The organism is Antricoccus suffuscus (assembly GCF_003003235.1).
Taxonomy (GTDB): Bacteria; Actinomycetota; Actinomycetes; order Mycobacteriales; family Antricoccaceae; genus Antricoccus; species Antricoccus suffuscus.
Genome location: NZ_PVUE01000008.1, coordinates 124,621 through 143,348, shown reverse-complemented (window position 1 = coordinate 143,348; position 18,728 = coordinate 124,621). Strand labels below are relative to the sequence as shown.

General features: G+C 62.8%; 13 protein-coding genes. 5 read left to right on the top strand and 8 right to left on the bottom strand.

Annotated features, from left to right (window positions below; genetic code table 11):
* The first annotated feature begins 83 nt into the window (after positions 1–83).
* Positions 84–419, top strand: a complete 336-nt coding sequence (locus CLV47_RS11315; protein ID WP_170111041.1) for a type VII secretion target — start codon at positions 84–86, stop codon at positions 417–419.
* A gap of 41 nt (positions 420–460) precedes the next feature.
* Entirely contained in the window at positions 461–766 is a 306-nt protein-coding gene (locus CLV47_RS11310) for a WXG100 family type VII secretion target (RefSeq protein WP_106349145.1), read from the top strand.
* A 75-nt stretch (positions 767–841) separates the two neighbouring features.
* On the opposite strand, the gene CLV47_RS11305 is transcribed toward CLV47_RS11310, so the two are convergent.
* Positions 842–2,185 (bottom strand): S8 family serine peptidase, encoded by a 1,344-nt coding sequence (locus tag CLV47_RS11305; protein ID WP_106349144.1) that lies wholly within the window; start codon positions 2,183–2,185, stop codon positions 842–844.
* 228 nt (positions 2,186–2,413) lie between these two features.
* Here CLV47_RS11305 and CLV47_RS11300 point away from each other — a divergent pair, with 228 nt between their 5' ends.
* From CLV47_RS11300 to CLV47_RS11290, 3 genes are all read left to right on the top strand, one after another.
* On the top strand, positions 2,414–2,818 hold the full coding sequence (locus CLV47_RS11300; protein ID WP_106349143.1) for a YbaB/EbfC family nucleoid-associated protein: 405 nt from the start codon (positions 2,414–2,416) through the stop codon (positions 2,816–2,818).
* Between the two features lie 4 nt (positions 2,819–2,822).
* A complete protein-coding gene (locus CLV47_RS11295) occupies positions 2,823–3,149 on the top strand; it encodes a hypothetical protein (RefSeq protein ID WP_106349142.1) in 327 nt (108 codons plus the stop codon).
* Positions 3,150–3,225: 76 nt separating this feature from the next.
* Positions 3,226–13,236 carry a WXG100-like domain-containing protein gene (locus CLV47_RS11290; protein WP_146135364.1) on the top strand — a complete coding sequence of 3,337 codons (10,011 nt, stop codon included), beginning with the start codon at positions 3,226–3,228 and terminating at the stop codon, positions 13,234–13,236.
* A 12-nt stretch (positions 13,237–13,248) separates the two neighbouring features.
* Here CLV47_RS11290 and CLV47_RS11285 read toward each other — a convergent pair whose 3' ends face one another.
* From CLV47_RS11285 to CLV47_RS11255, 7 genes are read right to left on the bottom strand one after another with little or no spacing between them, the layout of a single operon-like run.
* A complete protein-coding gene (locus CLV47_RS11285; RefSeq protein WP_106349140.1) occupies positions 13,249–13,947 on the bottom strand; it encodes a hypothetical protein in 699 nt (232 codons plus the stop codon).
* Entirely contained in the window at positions 13,947–14,621 is a 675-nt protein-coding gene (locus tag CLV47_RS11280) for a hypothetical protein (protein ID WP_106349139.1), read from the bottom strand. Before CLV47_RS11280 ends, CLV47_RS11285 begins: the two co-directional genes overlap by 1 nt.
* Positions 14,618–15,334 carry a hypothetical protein gene (locus CLV47_RS11275; RefSeq protein ID WP_146135363.1) on the bottom strand — a complete coding sequence of 239 codons (717 nt, stop codon included), beginning with the start codon at positions 15,332–15,334 and terminating at the stop codon, positions 14,618–14,620. The genes CLV47_RS11280 and CLV47_RS11275 overlap by 4 nt, the downstream gene beginning before the upstream one ends.
* Positions 15,331–16,008: a hypothetical protein gene (locus CLV47_RS11270; RefSeq protein WP_146135362.1), complete on the bottom strand. Its 678-nt coding sequence runs from the start codon at positions 16,006–16,008 to the stop codon at positions 15,331–15,333. Before CLV47_RS11270 ends, CLV47_RS11275 begins: the two co-directional genes overlap by 4 nt.
* A 41-nt stretch (positions 16,009–16,049) precedes the next feature.
* Positions 16,050–17,243: an MFS transporter gene (locus CLV47_RS11265; RefSeq protein ID WP_170111040.1), complete on the bottom strand. Its 1,194-nt coding sequence runs from the start codon at positions 17,241–17,243 to the stop codon at positions 16,050–16,052.
* Positions 17,240–17,575 (bottom strand): YnfA family protein, encoded by a 336-nt coding sequence (locus CLV47_RS11260; RefSeq protein ID WP_106349213.1) that lies wholly within the window; start codon positions 17,573–17,575, stop codon positions 17,240–17,242. The genes CLV47_RS11265 and CLV47_RS11260 overlap by 4 nt, the downstream gene beginning before the upstream one ends.
* Positions 17,576–17,632: 57 nt before the next feature.
* The gene (locus CLV47_RS11255) at positions 17,633–18,562 is read right to left on the bottom strand and encodes an alpha/beta hydrolase (RefSeq protein ID WP_106349135.1); all 930 of its coding nucleotides are present in this window, start codon (positions 18,560–18,562) and stop codon (positions 17,633–17,635) included.
* Between the last annotated feature and the right edge of the window lie 166 nt (positions 18,563–18,728).

The following is an 18,728-nucleotide window of genomic DNA, read 5'->3' as shown; positions in this document are numbered from 1 at the left end:
GTTCGACCAGCGCTTTGGCCGACTTGACGCAGCAAATCATGCCTCGCACCGAGGCTTGCGACTTACGAAAAGAGGGATTCGCAATGGCACCAGGCACAAAGGCAACAACGCCACAGATGAAGGCGTTCGAGACCAAGGCCGGCGACGCGGCGCAAACCATCACCATTTCGATGAACAAGATGATCGGCGAGCTGAGCATTCTCGATGCCTCGAAGGGCGCATTCGCGAGCGCGTTCCAGATCACGAAGACGATCGTCGAACGCGAGACTAAGAACCTCAGCAACGCGCTACACGGAATCGCCATCGACGTCGGTACTGCCGCCAAGGAGTACGAGAAGTCGGACGCGGAGCAGGAAGCCGCGATCAAGAAGGCCGAGCAGAAGGCCACCGGTATCACCGACGCCTTGGTCAAGAAATAGCGACACGTCGGTCTCGCACGTTCTAAATCTTTGGAGGAAAAATGTTCAACGGTGATGGCACTTATCACGTCAACTGGGACGATCAGCACACAGCGGCCGCAAGCGTGGGCACCGGTATCGGCGCGCTCGACAGCACGCTCGGCGATGTCAACACCGAGGTCAACACGTTGACCGCGGGATGGGATTCTGAGGCCAAGGAAGCCTACTCAATCCGCCAAAAGGAATGGACGACTGCGAGCGACCACATCAAAGAGGCGCTTCTGCAGTTCAAGACTGGTCTCACTGAGGCAGCGGGCCTGTCGTCCGGGTCAGAGAAAAAGAACATTGGCACCGTAGGAAGCGGCTGACCGCCGGTCACTTCAGAATGCCGACGGGCCGCGCGGCGGAGCGCGGGCCGTCGGCATTTTTGTGCCGTTGGATGATCACAATTCGGGCGGCGGCGCAAACAATGCCTCGCCGGAGACGAACTCTGGCGCGGCCTCGGGACGCGTAAGTTCGGTCGTGTCGGCACGTCCTGACCGCCACCCGGTCCTACGCGAGCGTTTCCACACGAAGATGCCGATGCCGGCAAGAGCAACTACCAATACACTGGCCCAGCCGATGATTGCCGAGTTCGTTGCCGATCGCTGTGCGCGCGCTTCGGCGGCCACAGCCGCGGCGTTGTACGGCGGACCGACATGTGCGGGCAGGGCCTGCGGTGAAGTCTGCGCCATGGTTTCGGTGACAGTGCGGTAGGGATCGACTATTCCGGCGCCGTAGCCGGCATTCGTGTTCTTACTGATCATCGGGCTTGCGGTGCCGATGATCGTGTCGGCGACCGCTTTCGATTTCTCTGCGCCGCTCATTGCCGCATATCGATTGCCCGGCTCTGCCAGCATGAGCGCCGCCGTACCCGCGACGAATGCCGATGCTACCGATGTATCTGAATAGCTGTTCTGGCCAATGATCCCGCCAGCGATGACGTCGGCTCCTGGCGCTACTACGTCGACGTAGCTGCCGATCTGCGACGTCTTAAGTCTGGTTCCATCAGCATTGACCGCACCCACACCGATGACACCGTCATACGCGGCCGGGTACGGCGTGAATTTCGGTGGCGTAGCTTCGTTGGGCCGCAGCTTGTCCGGATGCTGGTCACCCACGGCCGACACAACAACGACCCCAGCGCCGATCGCCTGCGCGACCGACGCTTCTAGCTCGGGCGAGTTTTCAAGCGTGGGAGTCGAGACCAATATGACCTGCGCGCCCTGGCTCACCGCGTAGTTGATTCCACCGGCGACTCGCGCGCCGGACGGCTCCGGCGCCCCGCTTTGGTCGGCTTGGAGAGTCTCTGAGGTCCGCACGGGCAGAATCTTGGTGCCCGGCGCGATTCCGTATGTACCGATACCATCCCCTCGTTGTGCCGCGATAACGCTGGCGACACCCGTTCCGTGGCCCGTGCAGTCGACATTGCCTTGCGGCTGGCCCGTGACCATGTCCATGCCCGGCAGCAAGTTCTTAGCGAGCTCCGGATAGCTCCGATCGACGCCCGAATCCAAGACCGCGACCGTGATTCCGTTTCCTGTTGTGAACGGCCACACCTTGTCCGGCAAGTCATATTGGGTAAGCGGCCAGGACGGGTCAGTGATCGCGGCGTTCGGGTCCGGTGACTGTTTGCATCCTGTCGCAGGATCGGCAGCAGCCCGCGAGCCCAACGTTACGGATCCGGCCAGCATGATCAGGGCAGCGACAACGGCGCAAGAGATGCGTTGCAGGCGCATGAGTTGCATTGCTCTCAATCCGGTTGCGTTCGGTCGGCCACCAACGGGGCCGGAGACAAAATCGCCAGGTTTCCAAAAGATGAACAGATAAATGGAACCGGTTACGCCCCTTGGTACTTCCAAGTATGGTCGATTGTGCGTTCGCCCCGGCAGACGGGGCTTACTCACCAACGTCGTCAAGACGTTCCCGCGCGATCGAGGGCAAAAGGTAGCAGCCGATCTTCGAGAGGACTGGGCATGACTTCATCGGACTTACCCGACGTAGCAGGCGTCAAGGCGTACGCCGAGCAGCTGCAATCGTCGTTCGAGAAGATGCTCGTTGAAGGACCGAAGGTGGCGGCAGCGGCGCGCGCCGTAAGCATCACTAAGAAGTCAAAAGATGGCCTCATCACCGTCACGGTCAGCGCTCGTGGCGAGCTTGAGAAGTTGGAGCTCGACCCGCGCATCTACCGTCGTCCCGATTCGCGTGAGCTCGCTGAGTCGATCGTCGAGGTGACGCAGGCGGCCATCGCAGAGGCGAAAGAGGCCGTCATCGAGATCTTCGAGAAAATTGCCCCGCGCCAGACGCTGGAACGCCACATGGATGGCGACATAGAAGGAATCTCGAACGATATGCGTGCACGCATGATGGGCAGGGAGTAGACCAATGGCTAACAACGAAGTCACCATCAACCCACAGGGCGCTTCCAACGGAGTGGCGCAGTGGAAGGCAGCGGCCACGACCACGAACAGCAACTGGGAGACTTCACTCCAGAAGATCACCGACCTTCAGGCCAAGGCGCCATGGGGCAATGACGATGCCGGGGCAACGTTCGCCGGGAGCTACGAAGAGGGCAAGAAGTTCCCCACCGATCCCATCGCAGCCGAGCTCGTAAAGAAGGTCGTCGACACCGGGCCCAACGTCGAGACAGCCCTTGAGCACTCACTTGGGTCCGACAAAAGTCAGGCATCCAAAGTCAAGTGGAAGAAGTAGCTCCCGTTTGAGTCAGTACTCCCTGACGCTACTGATTCAGCAGGCGTGAAACCGCAGACCCGCCCGAAGGATAGATGTGCCTGAGAACCCGGCCGATGTTCAGCCGCTGTGGAGCGGCATGGACCTACCCGACTGGGCAAACGATCTCATCTCGATTGCGGTCAGCGGCGGCAAATGGCCCGAGGGCAGCGAGAGCTGGCTCTTCGACCTGTCCGATGCGTACAACGATCTATCCACGCACCTGAACGACGCGGTTCACGACCACACCGGAGCCGCGAATACCCTCTTGGACGCCTGGCAAGGTCCGGCTGCCGAGACCTTCCGCGAACTGTCGCAGCAATTGCTCTGGACCACAGGCTCCGGGCTTCCGGGTCTCGCCGAGGCTGCGAGCGTCTTCTCACAACAGACTCTCGCATTCGGCACCGAGACGCAGTACGGCAAGTACACAATCAACATCGCGTTCGTGATCGCCCTCATTGAATTGTTCATCGCCGTACTCGTGGCGTTTTTCACGTTAGGCGGCGGCACGGTCGCGATCGGAGCGGCGAAGCTGATCCTCGAGGAGGGGATCAAGGCCGCGCTTCAGAAACTCGTCGCAGCGGCCGCCCGAAAATTTGCGGTCAAAGAGCTCACGAAGGTTGCGCTCAAGAATGCGGTGAAGGTCGCTGTCAAGGACGCGACCAAGACCGCGGCTGAGAAAATCACCGTCAAGTCGGTCATGCGGGAGATGGCGACCGAGGCGGCTGAAGAGCTGGTTCAGGACGGCCTGGCTCAAGTCATGCAGATGAACCAGCAGACGCCGGGCGGACAAGACATCCGAAAGGATTTCGACTGGCAGCGCTCGATGGCCTCAGGTCTGGGCGGTGCGCTCGGTGGCGCCATGGGTATGCCGCTAGGCAAAGCACTGAGCAAGCCGGCATTCCGCGGCAAGGTCATCGGCAACATGGTGACTGCCATGATCAGCAATGGGATCAGCTCGCCAGTAGCAAGTCTGATTGCCAACGCGATCGTCTACGGCAAAGTCAACGGCCTCAACGTCACCGACTTCATCAACGCCGCGATCTCGGGTGGAGCGCGGTCGTTCGGCCATTCCGCGTTTGACCCAGGCTCGTATAAAGAAGTCGGACAAGCGATCCGAGCGGACATAGCAAACGCCCCCGCCACAAATCACGCACCGTCAACCAGCCCGGCCGTTGACACCGGGAACCAGGGCGCGACCGATATTGGAAATCAGGGCAGCACGGATAACCAAGGCTCGACCGATACGGGGAGCCAAACCGAAAACCAAGGCGCCACAGACAATCAGGGCAGCACTGACACCGGGAGCCAAGGCAGTACAGACGCTGGTAACCAAACCGGGAACCAGGGCACTACGGATAACCAGGGCGCGACCGGTAACCAAGGATCGACCGACACCGGTAACCAGACCGGGAACCAAGGCACCACGGACAACCAGGGTGCCACCGGGAACCAGGGCACGACCGACACCGGTAACCAAGGGTCGACCGACACCGGTAACCAGACCGAAAACCAGGGCACTACGGACAACCAGGGCACGACCGACACCGGTAACCAAGGATCGACCGACACCGGTAACCAGACCGGGAACCAAGGCACCACCGAAAACCAGGGCACTACGGACAACCAGGGCACGACCGACACCGGTAACCAAGGATCGACCGACACCGGTAACCAGACCGGGAACCAAGGCACCACCGAAAACCAGGGCACTACGGACAACCAGGGCACGACCGACACCGGTAGCCAGACCGGGAACCAAGGCACCACGGATAACCAGGGCGCGACCGACACCGGGAACCAGACCGGGAGCCAGGGTGCCACCGACACTGGTAACCAGGGCGCTACCGACACCGGTAACCAAGGATCGACCGACACCGGTAACCAGACCGGGAACCAGGGCACCACCGAAAACCAGGGCACTACGGACAACCAGGGCACGACCGACACCGGTAACCAAGGGTCGACCGACACCGGTAGCCAGACCGGGAACCAGGGCACCACCGAAAACCAGGGCACTACGGACAACCAGGGCACGACCGACACCGGTAACCAAGGGTCGACCGACACCGGTAACCAGACCGGGAACCAGGGCACCACCGAAAACCAGGGCACTACGGACAACCAGGGCACCACCGAAAACCACGGCACGACCGACACCGCAACCCAGAGTGCGTCGCAGAGCGGCAACCAGCAATCCACTAGTCAGCAGTCATCCGGATCCCCGGCCTCGACTACCGCACCAACTAGCGACGTATCCACCCAGTCAACGGACACGACGCAGCACAGCATCGCGACATCCGAACAGGGCTCAACGGCACCCAGTGAGGCTGCGCCATCCAACGAGACGGCCACCTCGACGGCCGACGTGACAACGGCGACCGAGTCGACAACCTCGCAAGACGGCCCTCCCCCTGGTCCGCCGGGTACGCCGATCAGCCCGGATCAGTCGGCGCCCGGCGGGCAACCGACGAACGATGCGCAGGTTGCGACCGACCCATCGGCGACAACAGACGACACTTCGCAGCAGCAAATGATCGGCGGCACGCCGGCCGGCATGAACCAGCAAAACATGCCGGCCGCGTCCCCAACAGCCTCCGATCGCGCGCGTACGACGGACCCCCGGTCTGCCCCGAACCAAGACGACTCGGCAGCACAGACAAGCGAGCCAAACCAGCCGTCGCAAGAGAGCCCCGACGAATCCGCTACAACCGAGCACGGGCCGTCGCCGGAGGCCACCACAGTCGAACACACCGCGGCCGAAGACACGACCGATCAGACCAGTGATCCGGACGAGAATTCCACGGCGCAACCCGATGAAGTGACGCCTGCACCAAGCGTCGCCGCGGCCGGTCCCACACCGAGCCAGGCGCCGAATCCCGGCAGCAACCAGAGCCGGGCGGCTGACCAGCACGGCCGGCCTTCCGCCCCGGATCAGCGTCCGGAAGCCAACCGTCATAGCGATCAGCCGGGCGCGCCGGACGGCGATGCGTTCACCGGCGGCGATATTCGTCCAAAGGCCCTCGGTGAGGATTGGGACTGGGCCGGCGACGCGTACGCCGCGGCACGCAACTCTTCAACCGATGTCGCGGCCATCGTCAGTAACACCGCGGATGTGGCGCGACCGGACGGCAAGACCGGATTCACCACGGACGAGGTGGCTCAGGTCAAGCAGCACCTCATGGTCGATGAGCACAAGATTGTTGATCGCTATACGGGCGAGGTGGAAACCAAACGATTCGATGCTGACCCGGACATCGCGGAGGCGTGGATCCGGCTCGCCACTGGGCGCCACCACGAGGCAGACATCACCCTGCTGATGCATGAGCTCACCGAGAGCAACATGATGACAGCAGATCCAGACATGACCTATAACGACGCACACGACGCGACTCAGCGGACGTACGCCTGGGACAGTGTGCGTCCCGAACCTACCCGTGAACGAATCAGCGACCTAAAGGGTGACCATGGCACTACTGATGTATCTAGTCAAAGTCCAGGAGACTCCACAAATGGTGGAGTACCAGTTCGGAACACAGGCGGAAGATCTGACGTACCGGGCAATTATCGACAAGAACGCCAAGACGGTGACACCCGGTCCGAAGACGCCGCAACGGGACGCCGACAAGATAGCCGGGTGGCTGATCTATCAGATGCGCAAGAAGCAGCTGACGGAGTGGCCGGAGCACGGGACGATAGCCTCGTAGCATCCACAGATACCAACTCCGATGACGCTGTCGTAGACCCGCTGGGTTCGATCAACGACCCGAACGCACTTACGTCGCACGGCACCCAGATCGCGCCGGAAGCACAAAACCTCAACAATGCAGTCGATCAAGCGACGCAGGAAATGTCGAGCAACCAGTTCGACCCCAATGACTTGCGACCCGCGGCTAGCAAACCATCGGCGACTCAGACCAGAACGATGCTTAAACACGGCATTGACGCGATGGGCAACGCAGCGTCAGACAGCGTCGTCGACACAATGCTCGACGGTGCTAAGCAAACGTTGTCCAAAGCACAGTTGGTCTCGTTCGCGCTGAACCTTCAACATGCCCTACCCTCCAGCCAGCAAATTGCAATCAACCCTCGGACGATGACCATTGCGGACATCAAGACTCAGGTGGCGACGCAACTAAACAGTCTCGGCCCGGCGGCAAAGGCCGACGCGGCCAAACTGCTGATCGACACCGTGAAAGCGGGCAAACCGCTCAACCGCATTCGAAATATCCAGCTCGAAACCTTCTTGCAGAATGTCGCCGATATCGCCAATAACAACGCGGCGGAGCTCGGCATCGAAGGACCTGGTAACTGGGTGGTCGCTACGAACGAGAAAGGTATGCGGGTTGGTCCCTCCACATACCAACAACAGATCACTGGCGCCATGGGTGGCATCGTTTACCAAGTGACGCAAGTCGTCGTCGACGCTAACGGTAACGAGCATCTTGAGAAACGTAACTTCGACGGTATTCGGTACGGCGAACTCACTGATGCGAAGGCCAACTACTTCGGCGTGTTCGACCCGAGTTACACGACCCCCGGCGATCCGGATTTCAGCGAGACGACGGATCGCGTCCGTGAGAACAATCTGCGCAGTCTCTGGCGAGGATTCCGTGGTGGACGGACCGCGGCGGACAACATCCTTGCCGAGGCGCGGGTGCAGCTCGAGGCTGCCGACGGGCATCGCGTTGTCTGGGTAACCCAAAACGAGCACCAAGCGCAGATCTTCCAACAGCTGTTCCTTGATCACGACGTCAACATCACCGTCCGCCACGAACCGACTCTCGCGCCGTCCGGCTCGAATCCCACTGGGTCTGAGCCGGCTACATCCGGTACGGCGGCCGAGGTGCCGGGCTCAGAGTTCAGCGGGGACTCGCGGATCCTGCCGAACCCCGACGCTGTCGCGCGTCAGATCGAATCGGACATGGCTGCGTCGTACCCAAATGAGGATCGCAGCAAGATCGCGGCATTCGCCGACGTCGTCACCGTTCAGCACATCGTCGACACGACCTACGAGGTCTCGAATACCGACGGCTCAGTGTTTCGCGTCGACATCCGTCCCGGGTCCACCCCGACCACGATGTCCGGCGGCCGGCCGGTGGCGAGCTTCGACCAGACTCATACCGAAGAGAGCGATCTCGCCGGCGCCGATGTCAACGTCTACACCGTGACTGTCTCGGACACTGCAGCCAGTCAGTCGATCGGGCGCGCGCTAGCTCACGAAATTGGCGAAATCGCCCAAATTGAGAAGGGAAATACGCGGCGCGAAAACCTTCTCACTGACCGCACCGTGCCCTCGCGGCCGCTGACCAAAGACGATTTGAGCGCACACGACCACGGGCGGATCAGCGAACTGCGTTCGCTTGAGCAAAGCATCGTCGAGACTACGGGCGCCAAGCAGAAGCATTTGATGAACGAGTTGTCGGCGCTTCTGACCCATCTCGGGCTCGATGCATCGGTCGACGGACCCAACCATCTTCCGGTCTCCCGCACGACGAACGACAGTGAGATCTCGCCGTTCGCTCGTCGCCTCGCCGGGCTGCCGCGTGATCTCGTTCCGATCGTCATACTGAGCAACATCAACCCTGATGCCTACGTCCTCAATCACGGCTACTCACCGTTGAGCGTCTACGTCACGCGGGGGCTGCTCCAACAAGGCGTGGCAGGTGTCGCAACCGGACTAGCTCGAAGCGTGGCGGGTGGGTTCAACCCCCTGGCCGTCATCAGCGGCGCGGTGACGGCAGTGGGACGCACCGTCGGCGGCGTCGTCCAGGGTGTCGGCGAGTCACGTAGCGCCCACCGCAGAGCGGCGCTCGGTGCCATCAACCAGTCCCTGTCGATCGCTCGCGGTACCCCGTTTGACCGTTCGGCAATGCGGCTGCAGAAAGCTGCGCTCGCAGAACAAGCGCGCCGCGCACTTGAAAATGGTGGCGGGCAGCCACTCCAGGCGAACCGCGCCAACCCGGACGACGATCGAGCCGGCGCCCTGCAAAAGTCCAACAAGGTCGCAACAACCCGATACTTCGGTGAGCGATACGGGGCCGCGGCGGCAACAGAACTCAGCGTGTCCGGGATCATGGACAACGCGGCAACGCATCTGGTCGTCGGTGGGGCCAGCATCTTCGACATGGCTTTGGGCGGCGCCGTCGGCAATGCCGTCGGCGCCGTCGGTTCAATCTTGAGCGAAAAGATACTGGCGCACGCAAACCAAGCGGCGAGCCAAGAACGTTCGTCGAGGAAGACCGAGATCGACACCGACCGCGCGAAGGTGATCGAGGACGTGCTGACGGTAACGGCCGCCGAACTCGACCAGGCGCTGGCCTCGCGCGCTCATGAGATCGCAAACCAACTCGACGCCGCTAGCCAGAACCAACACACTCCCGATACGACCTCGGCTAGGCGCGGCAGACCGGACCTGCGAGTTGTAACAGCAGAAACCATCGCCAAGTTTCAAGAACGTTTCGGCATCGGCGCCGACCAGGAGGCCAGGATCGCCGAACTCGCCACGCTCGCTGAGGCCGCCCGCGAGACTCGCCCCTTTGGAAACCTGCGAACGTCGGCTACGCCAGAAGAGTCGGCGTTGCATGACGCCCTCGCCGAACTCGACATGGCGCCCGACCGTACGGGCAGTACGGATGTGCCGATCGATCCGACGACAGCGCATCACTGGGCGCATCGCTGGTTTGCGCTTCAAACCCCGGGGTTATCTGACCGACTCGCGGCACTCACGAATCTTCCATACAGCACGGCATCGATGCAATCGCACCTACTCAAGGGCACCGCGTCGACCGGTCTCGGCGCCGGCGCCGGTGTCGCGGCGTACAACGCGGTCATCGGTACCGGCCCACTCGAAATTCTCATCGAGTCCATCATCAGTACCGCAGTCGTCGGACCGATAGCTGGCGCTGGAGAGCAAATCACGGGCATCTATGCGGAGAACCGAGCCGCAGCGATCAACCCACGCAGACACCGGATCTTGCCATCGGACCTGGCGAAGTTTGAACCCGCTCTCCGGGCAATGGACGAAACGCTACAGAGCGAACTAACCAAACAGAACCGCATCTTGAACATCATCGACGAAAACGTCTCGTCCGATCTCGCCCCGTCCAATGACCAAGAAAGCAGTGGATTCCACACCGCGCTGTTCGAGACATACGGTCAGCAGGAGCCCGAAGCGGCGCCCTTTGTGCCTGCTCGTCGCACGTTCTTCTCGAGAGTCTTCGCGCCATCGGCGATCGGGAGCGCGATGAACGCGGGAGGTTTTACCTCGATCTATGGTGGAGCGGCGGGTGTGATCGGCGCGCTCGCCGGTGGTGTCGGCGACGGCCTGGTCAAACACGACGCCGCACGCGCCGAAGCGGCACGCAAACTCCAACTCGACCTATTCATTAATGACGCTCGCGCGGCGATCCAAGAGAGCATCGCGACGAAGGCAGCGCAACGTCAGGGAAAACAGGTCGAACTGGAAACTGCGCCTGTAGAAGTCGAGTCAACGCCGTACGAAACCGATCCGCACGTCCTCGTGAACGAGACACCACCGGCACGGGCTTACACGTCCGAGTCGGGCGGCATGCGCATGACCCCGGACCTAGATCGAATGACAGCGACGATCGTGTTGTCCACAGACGCATCACCCGCCCCTGAGACCGGTCCCGCGCAATCGGCCTCGCCCCGGTCCGCCGCCGAGTCGACTCACGGGGTCGCTACGCCTCGCCACGCGCCCACGCGCACCGCCGAGGCGGTGCGGCAAGCACGCACAGCAAGCGATTCGATCACCCCAGATGTCCAACGACACCTCGATCTGGTCGCTCAGGCAGCGGTCGATACTGCGCGGGACGCGGTCCGTTCGAGTAGCAATAATCCTGATGCGCTCGCCAGGGCGAATAGCGCGCAACAGCACGCGTCATCGGCGTCCGCCGCCCTCGCGGCGGCCAATTCGTTTGCGACCACGGCGCACGAGGCCGCTTCGCGCGCCGAACAACTCATCGACTCCGAGCCTGCAACCGCACGGCGCATCGCCCGCGACGGATTGACTGCCGCCAGCGAGTTTCATCGACAGGCCGGTCTCGCACATCAACACGCAAACAGGGCCCACGTGGACGCGCGAATCGCACATGTTGTGTCGGCAAGCAGCGCGGCGACCTCTGTCCGCGCGGAGGCAGATCGCCTTGTTGAGCACGCGGCGTACGACGCCCATTTCGAGCGCCATCGCACGACGTACGCCGACCTCGCAGCGAAGATCGACACTGCAGATCCCACCGACCCAGGTCTAACGCCCGAGCAGACCGTGGCTCTAGCGCAGACCGCATCGCGCGACGCATCACCCCGGATGTTGGGCATCGTGCACGCGTCGATCGGCGCGGCCGAGACAGAGGTGCTCGCCGCAAGCGAGAACATCGATGCAACAGTCGAGGCCGCCAACGATGCGGCGGTCTCGGCGCGGCAGTCGCTCTCGAACGCCAAGTCAGCTGCCGCTGAGGCAGAACGGCTCGCCGCACAGGCAAAGCAGCAGGCCGCCGACGCCGCCGCAGCGTTCGAGACCGATCCGGACGCGGCCCAGCGGCTCGCTAGGGGTTCGATGGAGTCAGCATTTGGATACCACGACGAGTCTGTGCGCGCCTACCACCACATCGCCCTAGCTCATTCCAACGCGCGGGCCGCAATGCGAGCCGTTGGTCTCACGCCAACCAGCTCTCCGGCCGATGAGGGCAGGCGCGTTCTCGGCCACGAGGCTAACCGCAGTTTCCATGCCGCACGGCTCGGCTGGCTCGGGCGGCTCACCGGTCAGCCAGGATTCGGCAATCCCAACGCGGAGGGCGTCGACGTCGCAGAATCGACCACGCCACTCACGCCGGTCCGCCCCGCCATGGAGCAGCCTGGAGTGTCGGAGCCACGACCGTCAGAACAGCCGTTTGATCTCAATGCACCGTATATGCCGGGGCCACGCTCCGATGGATCCGTCGACGCCACTCCGCGGCAGGAGGCAGAACCAGACCGGCCGCAGTACCGGCGCAAGCTTCGCGACATCATCAACACCCCGGGTCTTCTCGACGACGCTTGGGATCGCTACGAACGGCGCGGGCCCTTCAAGCCGACCCACCAGGATCCGCCGCCGGCGCCGGGCGAACGACACACGCCAACACCCGAACCCACTCGACCCATCCCCGATCCTGATCGTCCGGACCCGGATCGGAACGATCCCACTCATCCAGACCCGAACCCGACCGGCCCCGAGCCGGTCGATCCGCCGCGACCGGATCCTCGGCCCACGCATCCTGCGCCTACGCCGGACCCTTCGCCGCACCCCGGTCCGGATGATCCGACAAACCCACACGAACCACCACACAACTCTCTCGACCCCGGTGACATCACCGATCAGCCAGCCGCCAATAGCGGGCTCGCTGCGGCGATCGCTGCGTTGCGGCGAGCCGCTGAGAACCTCGGCATCGAGCTGCGTGTGTACGACGACGGGCGCGCACTGCTGATCATCCCCGGGCAAGAGCCGATCCAGCTCATCCTTTCCGAGGACGCATCCGATCCTGACGAGGCACTCGACGTGACGCGAGACGGTCGGGTGATCTCGGTGATCGTCAACCGCAACGCATCGATCGCCGACATTAGCCTCGACATCGTTGCCGGCGTCACAGCCATCATTGAGGACGCTCTCGGTGCACCACAGTCGGCACCGGTCCTGCAGCCTGGCGCCGTACCGGCACCAGGGAGTCCACTAACGATCGCCGACCACCAAGCGATCGCGGGCCTCCGCGAAATTGTCTTCTTACTCGCGGACGCAACCGACCACGACCGCCCGGTGCTCGAGACTTTGCTTAACCACCGGGTCGATGCGATCGGGCTCGACCTGGACACGCCGCACGCCGCCGAACGCCGCGCCTTCCTGCCGGACGACTTGCTGGAAACGCTAGGCGACTACCTGCCGGATTGGCACTCAGACAATCCGGCTGCGACGGAGGCGGGCGTGAGCGGCGGACGCGGTGATGGCAACGCACCGAACGATTTCTGGGATGCGGTGGAACGAATCGACCAAACCTCAGACTGGTCACCGCGCTAGCAGGTTTCCGATCTAGCTTGGGGGAACTGGGCGATGTCGTTCACGTACGACGACGTCCAAGTATCCTGCCCCGTGGGCGATGTAAGCACGGATATCGGATAACACTTGCGGGACAAGCGTGGCCGGGGGCGCGTCGGCGTACGGACCCTCGGTAACAGCGCCCGCAATACATTCACACGCATCCCAGATGGAATCGAACTGATTCGACATCTGCCAGAATTCGATCTGCGATTCCGGCATCTGCATCACCGGCCGATCTCGCAGTCCGATGACGGACCGATCCGGTCGGGTGGCAGTGTTACCAAGACCGAGGAGCATCGGGTCGAATCTATGAGTCTTGGCGAACGCCGTACGCTCCTCGCTGGAGTCGCCGACGAGCGCGAGCAACCCGTAATCCAGAAGTCGAGCAATCGCCTCGTTTGCCGCTATATCATAGAGATCGGCTCGCGCCGGCACGATTCCTGCGGTCCACGGGTCGCGCCCCTCCACCGAATTCCGAAGACTCTGGACGACCTGGCCGACAGTCCATGGCACCGACCAGTCGTGGCTGAGCGAACCGTGCGCGGCCGCCCAAAACTCGAAATCAATCCCCTGCGTAAGGCACACTGGCTCCCAGCCGCGGCGGATCGAGCGAGTCTGATCGTCGGTGCCAGCGCCGAAATAGCCGGCGAAATAGCCGACTGGGTAAACCACCGCGGTGTCGCGATCCATCAGACGGCCCCGCCTTCGATGTCCATCACCGGGCTGTGTGTTCCCGACCGGTCCCGGGCGATGTCGAAGTACATGCCATCCGCGGCAAGGAAATCGTGCGCACCGAGCAGGAAGTACTCCATGAGCAACCGCGGATCCGTCCGCTCAGGCGCCGACGCACCGTCCTTGGCCGCGAGGGCAGCTGAGGCCACACACGCCGACCACAGATTTTCATCGAGATGTGCCCAGACATACAGGTCGTAGATCGGCCTGGTTGTCTGGATGAACGCCTCGTTCGCGAGCCCGACACTGAATACGTCCGGATCGTCAATCGTCGTGCCCAACCCCAACATCAGCGGCACTGGGCGAAACACCAGCGAGAAGTCGATCGATTCGTCGGTCCCGAGGCCAATGTCGTAAAGCATTGTCCATTCGATTAGCCGATCGATGACAGACTCGACATCGGTCAAACCGCGCGCAGTCGCGGCGGCCGCCACGTCTGCGCGGGACCATTCCTCACCCCGCCCTATGGAGCCGTGGGCCAAAGACCACACGACGTACTCCGAAGCGTCGAACTCCACCATCTGCTCGCCCACTCGGACCCGAAAAGTCGGGTCGCTGTCTTTGTCTGCGAAATGTGCGCCGAGATCGTGGCCTACGGGCAGCAAGACCCGTGGAAGCCGTATCTCTGTCATTCAGGGCCTCCGTGATCATCGGCAGCAGGTTGTTCGGCGGCGGCGACCGGAGTGCGCCGCGACCGCTGTGGGGGAATTGACGGAGCGACCCGATCGACGTACGCCACTCCCCGAGAGACGAGCATCTGAATGTATCCGAGCACCTCACTCAGGTGCGATTCACGTGACAGGTGCGGTTGTGCCGTACCTTCGGGACGGTGAAACATTGTCGTGGCCGCGGTCCAAATGTCCGGTGCCAGCGGCCCCCATTGCCAGAAGTCATACGAGGCTTCATCCACGACCGCGATCGGCGTTTGCCCGACGATGCCGAGGCTACGAGTTCGATCGTCTGCGTCGCTCGCACCTAGACCCGCCATCAGCGCATGTAGTCGGTGCGACTTGGCAAAGTCCGTCATCTCTTGGCTGTCGCCAAGAACTACAACCAGCCCGATGCGGCACATCGCCGAGAGCCTCGACTCGAAGTCGGTAATTCCGATGTCGTCGGCCGCGCGAACAAGATCGCGCATGGTCCATCGGCCGCGTTGCCCGGACCATGCGCCGTGCGCAAGGTGCCACAAGTCGACGTCGTTCTGGTCGACGATCTCGCCCTCCTGCCAGCCCATCCGGACGAGATGTGCGCCCGGTTCGGTCTGGTCCGCGTCGTACGTCGCCCCGAGGTACTGCCCGACTGGAAGTACGACCGCTCGCGCACTGTCCACTGCGCTGGCTCTCATGCCCCGACCGTGTCAGAAAGGCGCTCGGCTGCATGATCGAAATAGACGACGTTTACGCTCAAGAACTCATGTATATCCGCGAGAAGAGTGCGAAGCACATCACCGGTTTCGCCTTCTCGCGTCGCCTCTGCAGAACCGACATCTGACAGGTCGAGCACAGCCTCTATCAAAGTCCCATACATAGCGGAGCGGGTTACCAACCGATAGGTTTTGCTCGTCATCGTCACCAAAGGGCTGTTGGGAAATCCCACGGCGAATCGGTCCGGGTAGTCCGGCGAATTGCCCAGACCCATCATGAGCGGTCGCATCCGGTGGGTACGGGCGAACAGAAGCCGTCCGACGTCATCGGTCGGCACCTCTTTGAGAAGCCCTATATCGACTAGCGACGCAATTGCGCGATCAGGCTCGGCTACCCCGGAGCGCTGCAGCTCAATATGCACGGTCCGGGACGTCATCAGCGGCGTACGGCGACCGCGGTCTCCATGCGCGAGCAGCCACGCACCGAACTGTTCGTCGGTCAGTCGCGCAATAGTGTTGCCGACACGGACCCGGAAGTTGGGCTGCATATCTGCTGCGCGGCCATTCGTGCCAGCGGTTTCTGCGGCGCGACTGAAATCCATACCTAAGGGTTGTCCGATTGGGATCAGCATCGCGATCGGGGTGTCTGCAGCCATCGAGTTAAGCCTACCGGAGTAGCCAGAAGGCCCGCTTGAGATTACATCGCGGATCGCGGAAGCAACAACAGCACGGCAGCAGCACCTGCGGTGATTGCCATAGAGACAACGATCGTGACGGTGTAGGACGTCGCATCGATCAGCGCACCTGCGAGCGGCGAGCCGAAAAGCCCGCCTAACCCTGCCGCCGTATACAGCGCGCCAAGTACGCCGCCAAGCCCGACCGTGCCGTAGAGACCGGCGACGACGGCCGGTGTGAGCGCGATGAAGCCTCCATACCCAACGCCGAGGACGATCGCGTAGATCACGAGAATGACGAAACTGCCACCAGCGGTTAACCACAGTATGAAACTCGCGGCAATCGTGGCAAAACTGAGCTGGGTAAGGCGAACCGCGCCGAGGCGGTTGCCGAGCGCTCCGAGTCCGAGTCGTCCCACCACGCTGGCGGCACCGATGATCCCGACGAGCGCCGAAGCAGGACCGACTGCGACGCCGTGCCCAGTCGCATAGTCCTTCAGGAACACAAAGGGGACAAACAACGTCAACGACATCAGGAAAGTTGCGGCGTACAAGATGATGAACCCGCGATCTCGCATCGTCGTACGAACCGGCACCTGATCGGTGGTGACGCCACCTGGTGGACGACGCGCGGCCACCGCTGCAAGCAGCAGGAGGACCGCTCCAGCGATGCCGAGGATGACGAACGAGTTGCGCCACCCGTGCGCGCGGATCAGCGCTGAGGACAGGGGTGCGACCACGAGGGTACCCATACCAATGCCCGAGACTGCCACACCGAGCGCCGCGGTCCGGTGCCGCTTGAACCAACCGCCGACGAACGCGACCATCGGCACGTAGGCGCACGCGGTCGCGACGCCAACACCGACGCCATAGGTGAGATAGCCGACCCAGATGGAGTGCACCCGGGACGTCGCAACCATGCCAAGCACCAGGAAAATCGCCGAGACAATGAGCAATGGGCGTGGCCCCCACCGGTCGCCGGCCTTCCCCGAGACCAGGCCTAGACCAAAGTAGAACGCCGTTGTCACGGCAAACATGAACGCGGTTGCGCCGCGGCCGGTGTGGAAGTCTTGCGCCATCGACTCGAAGAACGAGCCAAAGCTATACACAAGTCCGAAAACGACAAATGTGCTCAGGAACGTCGCGGCGACAACCAACCAGCCGCGCCGCGAATCCAGTGCATCGTCCGGGACCGTCACGGCGTCCGCGGCCGTCATGCCGCGCGCGGTGCATACATGATGACCGCGACTCCGACGAGGCAGATAAGTGCGCCGATCACGTCGTATCGATCCGGCTTGAACCCATCGATGACCATCCCCCATGCCAGTGAACCTGCGACGAAGACACCGCCGTACGCCGCAAGAATTCGTCCGAAGTTAGCGTCGGGCTGCAGCGTGGCGACGAAACCGTAGAGCCCGAGAGCGACGACCCCTGCGCCGATCCACGCCCAGCCACGGTGTTCTCGCACCCCCTGCCAGATCAGCCACGCACCGCCGATCTCCGCGAATGCGGCAAGGACGAACAGCACCAGCGAGCGCACAACGGTCATACTCGCCGAGCCTACATACCTGGCCCACGGACGCGCGACGCGCACGACTAGGCGGCGCTACCCCGCCGTTCGTTTCACCGCGTCGACCAAATCGGTCATGATCGAAGCGCCAACCGGAGTCGCGCCAAGGGTCCACAGAAATCCGTGCACCATGCCGTCGAACCGCTTGGCGACGACCGGCACGCCCGCCTCGGTGAGGCGCTTGGCGTAGGCCTCCCCCTCGTCGCGCAGCGGATCGAATTCGCACGTGGCGACGTACGCCGGTGGCAGGCCGCTGAGGTCGGTTGCGCGTGCCGGACAGATAAATGGATCCGGCCCGAGCTCCATCGCGCCGAGATAGTGCGCCCAGAACCACTGCATCGCGCCACGGGTGAGCAGGTAGCCCTCCTTGTTGTCGTCGTACGACGGAGTGCTGAAGTCAAAGTCGATCACCGGGTAGGCCAGCAGCTGGGCAGCGATCGCGGGGCCCTTGCGGTCGCGCGCGGCCAACGACACAGCGGCCGCGAGGTTGCCACCTGCACTGTCGCCAGCGACGCAGAGCCGAGCGGCGTCACCACCGAGTTCGGCAGCGTGTTCGGCCACCCAGGCGGTCGCAGCGTAAGAGTCGTCGAACGCGGCCGGATAGCGGTGCTCAGGGGCGAGCCGGTAGTCCACCGACACCACGACCGCACCGGCGGCGTTCGCAAGCGCGCGGCAAGGTCGGTCAACGGTCTCGAGGTTGCCGATGACCCAACCGCCGCCGTGGAAGAAGACGACGATCGGAAACGGGCCATCGCCAGACGGCGTGTAGATGCGTACCGGGATATCGCCGGCGGGACCTGGGACAGAGCGGTTTTCGACCTTCGACACGTCTTCGGGTTCGCCCTGGAGTCCTTCGAAGGCGGTCGTCGCCTCCCGCGCTTGCGGAACTGTCATCTCCTCAAACGGCGGTGCTCCCTGCGCGGCCAATCCGTCGAGTAGTTGCTGGACTTCGGGATGCACGGGCATGTTGCCTCCATGAGTGACGACGTACCGGACGGGGACGCGCTTGATCGGCCCCCTCCAGCACTATGGCACGCCTCACAGCCGTTGTCATTACGTCATGATCCGGGCGGAGTCTCTCCCCGGCGGATTGACACATCGGGCCGCTGCAATACCGCTCACGAATGGCCGG

Coding starts and splice junctions, on each gene's coding strand:
- CLV47_RS11315 (WP_170111041.1), top strand. CDS start 84: ATGGCACCAGGCACAAAGGCAACAACGCCACAGATGAAGGCGTTCGAG.
- CLV47_RS11310 (WP_106349145.1), top strand. CDS start 461: ATGTTCAACGGTGATGGCACTTATCACGTCAACTGGGACGATCAGCAC.
- CLV47_RS11305 (WP_106349144.1), bottom strand. CDS start 2,185: ATGCAACTCATGCGCCTGCAACGCATCTCTTGCGCCGTTGTCGCTGCC.
- CLV47_RS11300 (WP_106349143.1), top strand. CDS start 2,414: ATGACTTCATCGGACTTACCCGACGTAGCAGGCGTCAAGGCGTACGCC.
- CLV47_RS11295 (WP_106349142.1), top strand. CDS start 2,823: ATGGCTAACAACGAAGTCACCATCAACCCACAGGGCGCTTCCAACGGA.
- CLV47_RS11285 (WP_106349140.1), bottom strand. CDS start 13,947: ATGGATCGCGACACCGCGGTGGTTTACCCAGTCGGCTATTTCGCCGGC.
- CLV47_RS11280 (WP_106349139.1), bottom strand. CDS start 14,621: ATGACAGAGATACGGCTTCCACGGGTCTTGCTGCCCGTAGGCCACGAT.
- CLV47_RS11275 (WP_146135363.1), bottom strand. CDS start 15,334: ATGAGAGCCAGCGCAGTGGACAGTGCGCGAGCGGTCGTACTTCCAGTC.
- CLV47_RS11270 (WP_146135362.1), bottom strand. CDS start 16,008: ATGGCTGCAGACACCCCGATCGCGATGCTGATCCCAATCGGACAACCC.
- CLV47_RS11265 (WP_170111040.1), bottom strand. CDS start 17,243: ATGACGGCCGCGGACGCCGTGACGGTCCCGGACGATGCACTGGATTCG.
- CLV47_RS11260 (WP_106349213.1), bottom strand. CDS start 17,575: ATGACCGTTGTGCGCTCGCTGGTGCTGTTCGTCCTTGCCGCATTCGCG.
- CLV47_RS11255 (WP_106349135.1), bottom strand. CDS start 18,562: ATGCCCGTGCATCCCGAAGTCCAGCAACTACTCGACGGATTGGCCGCG.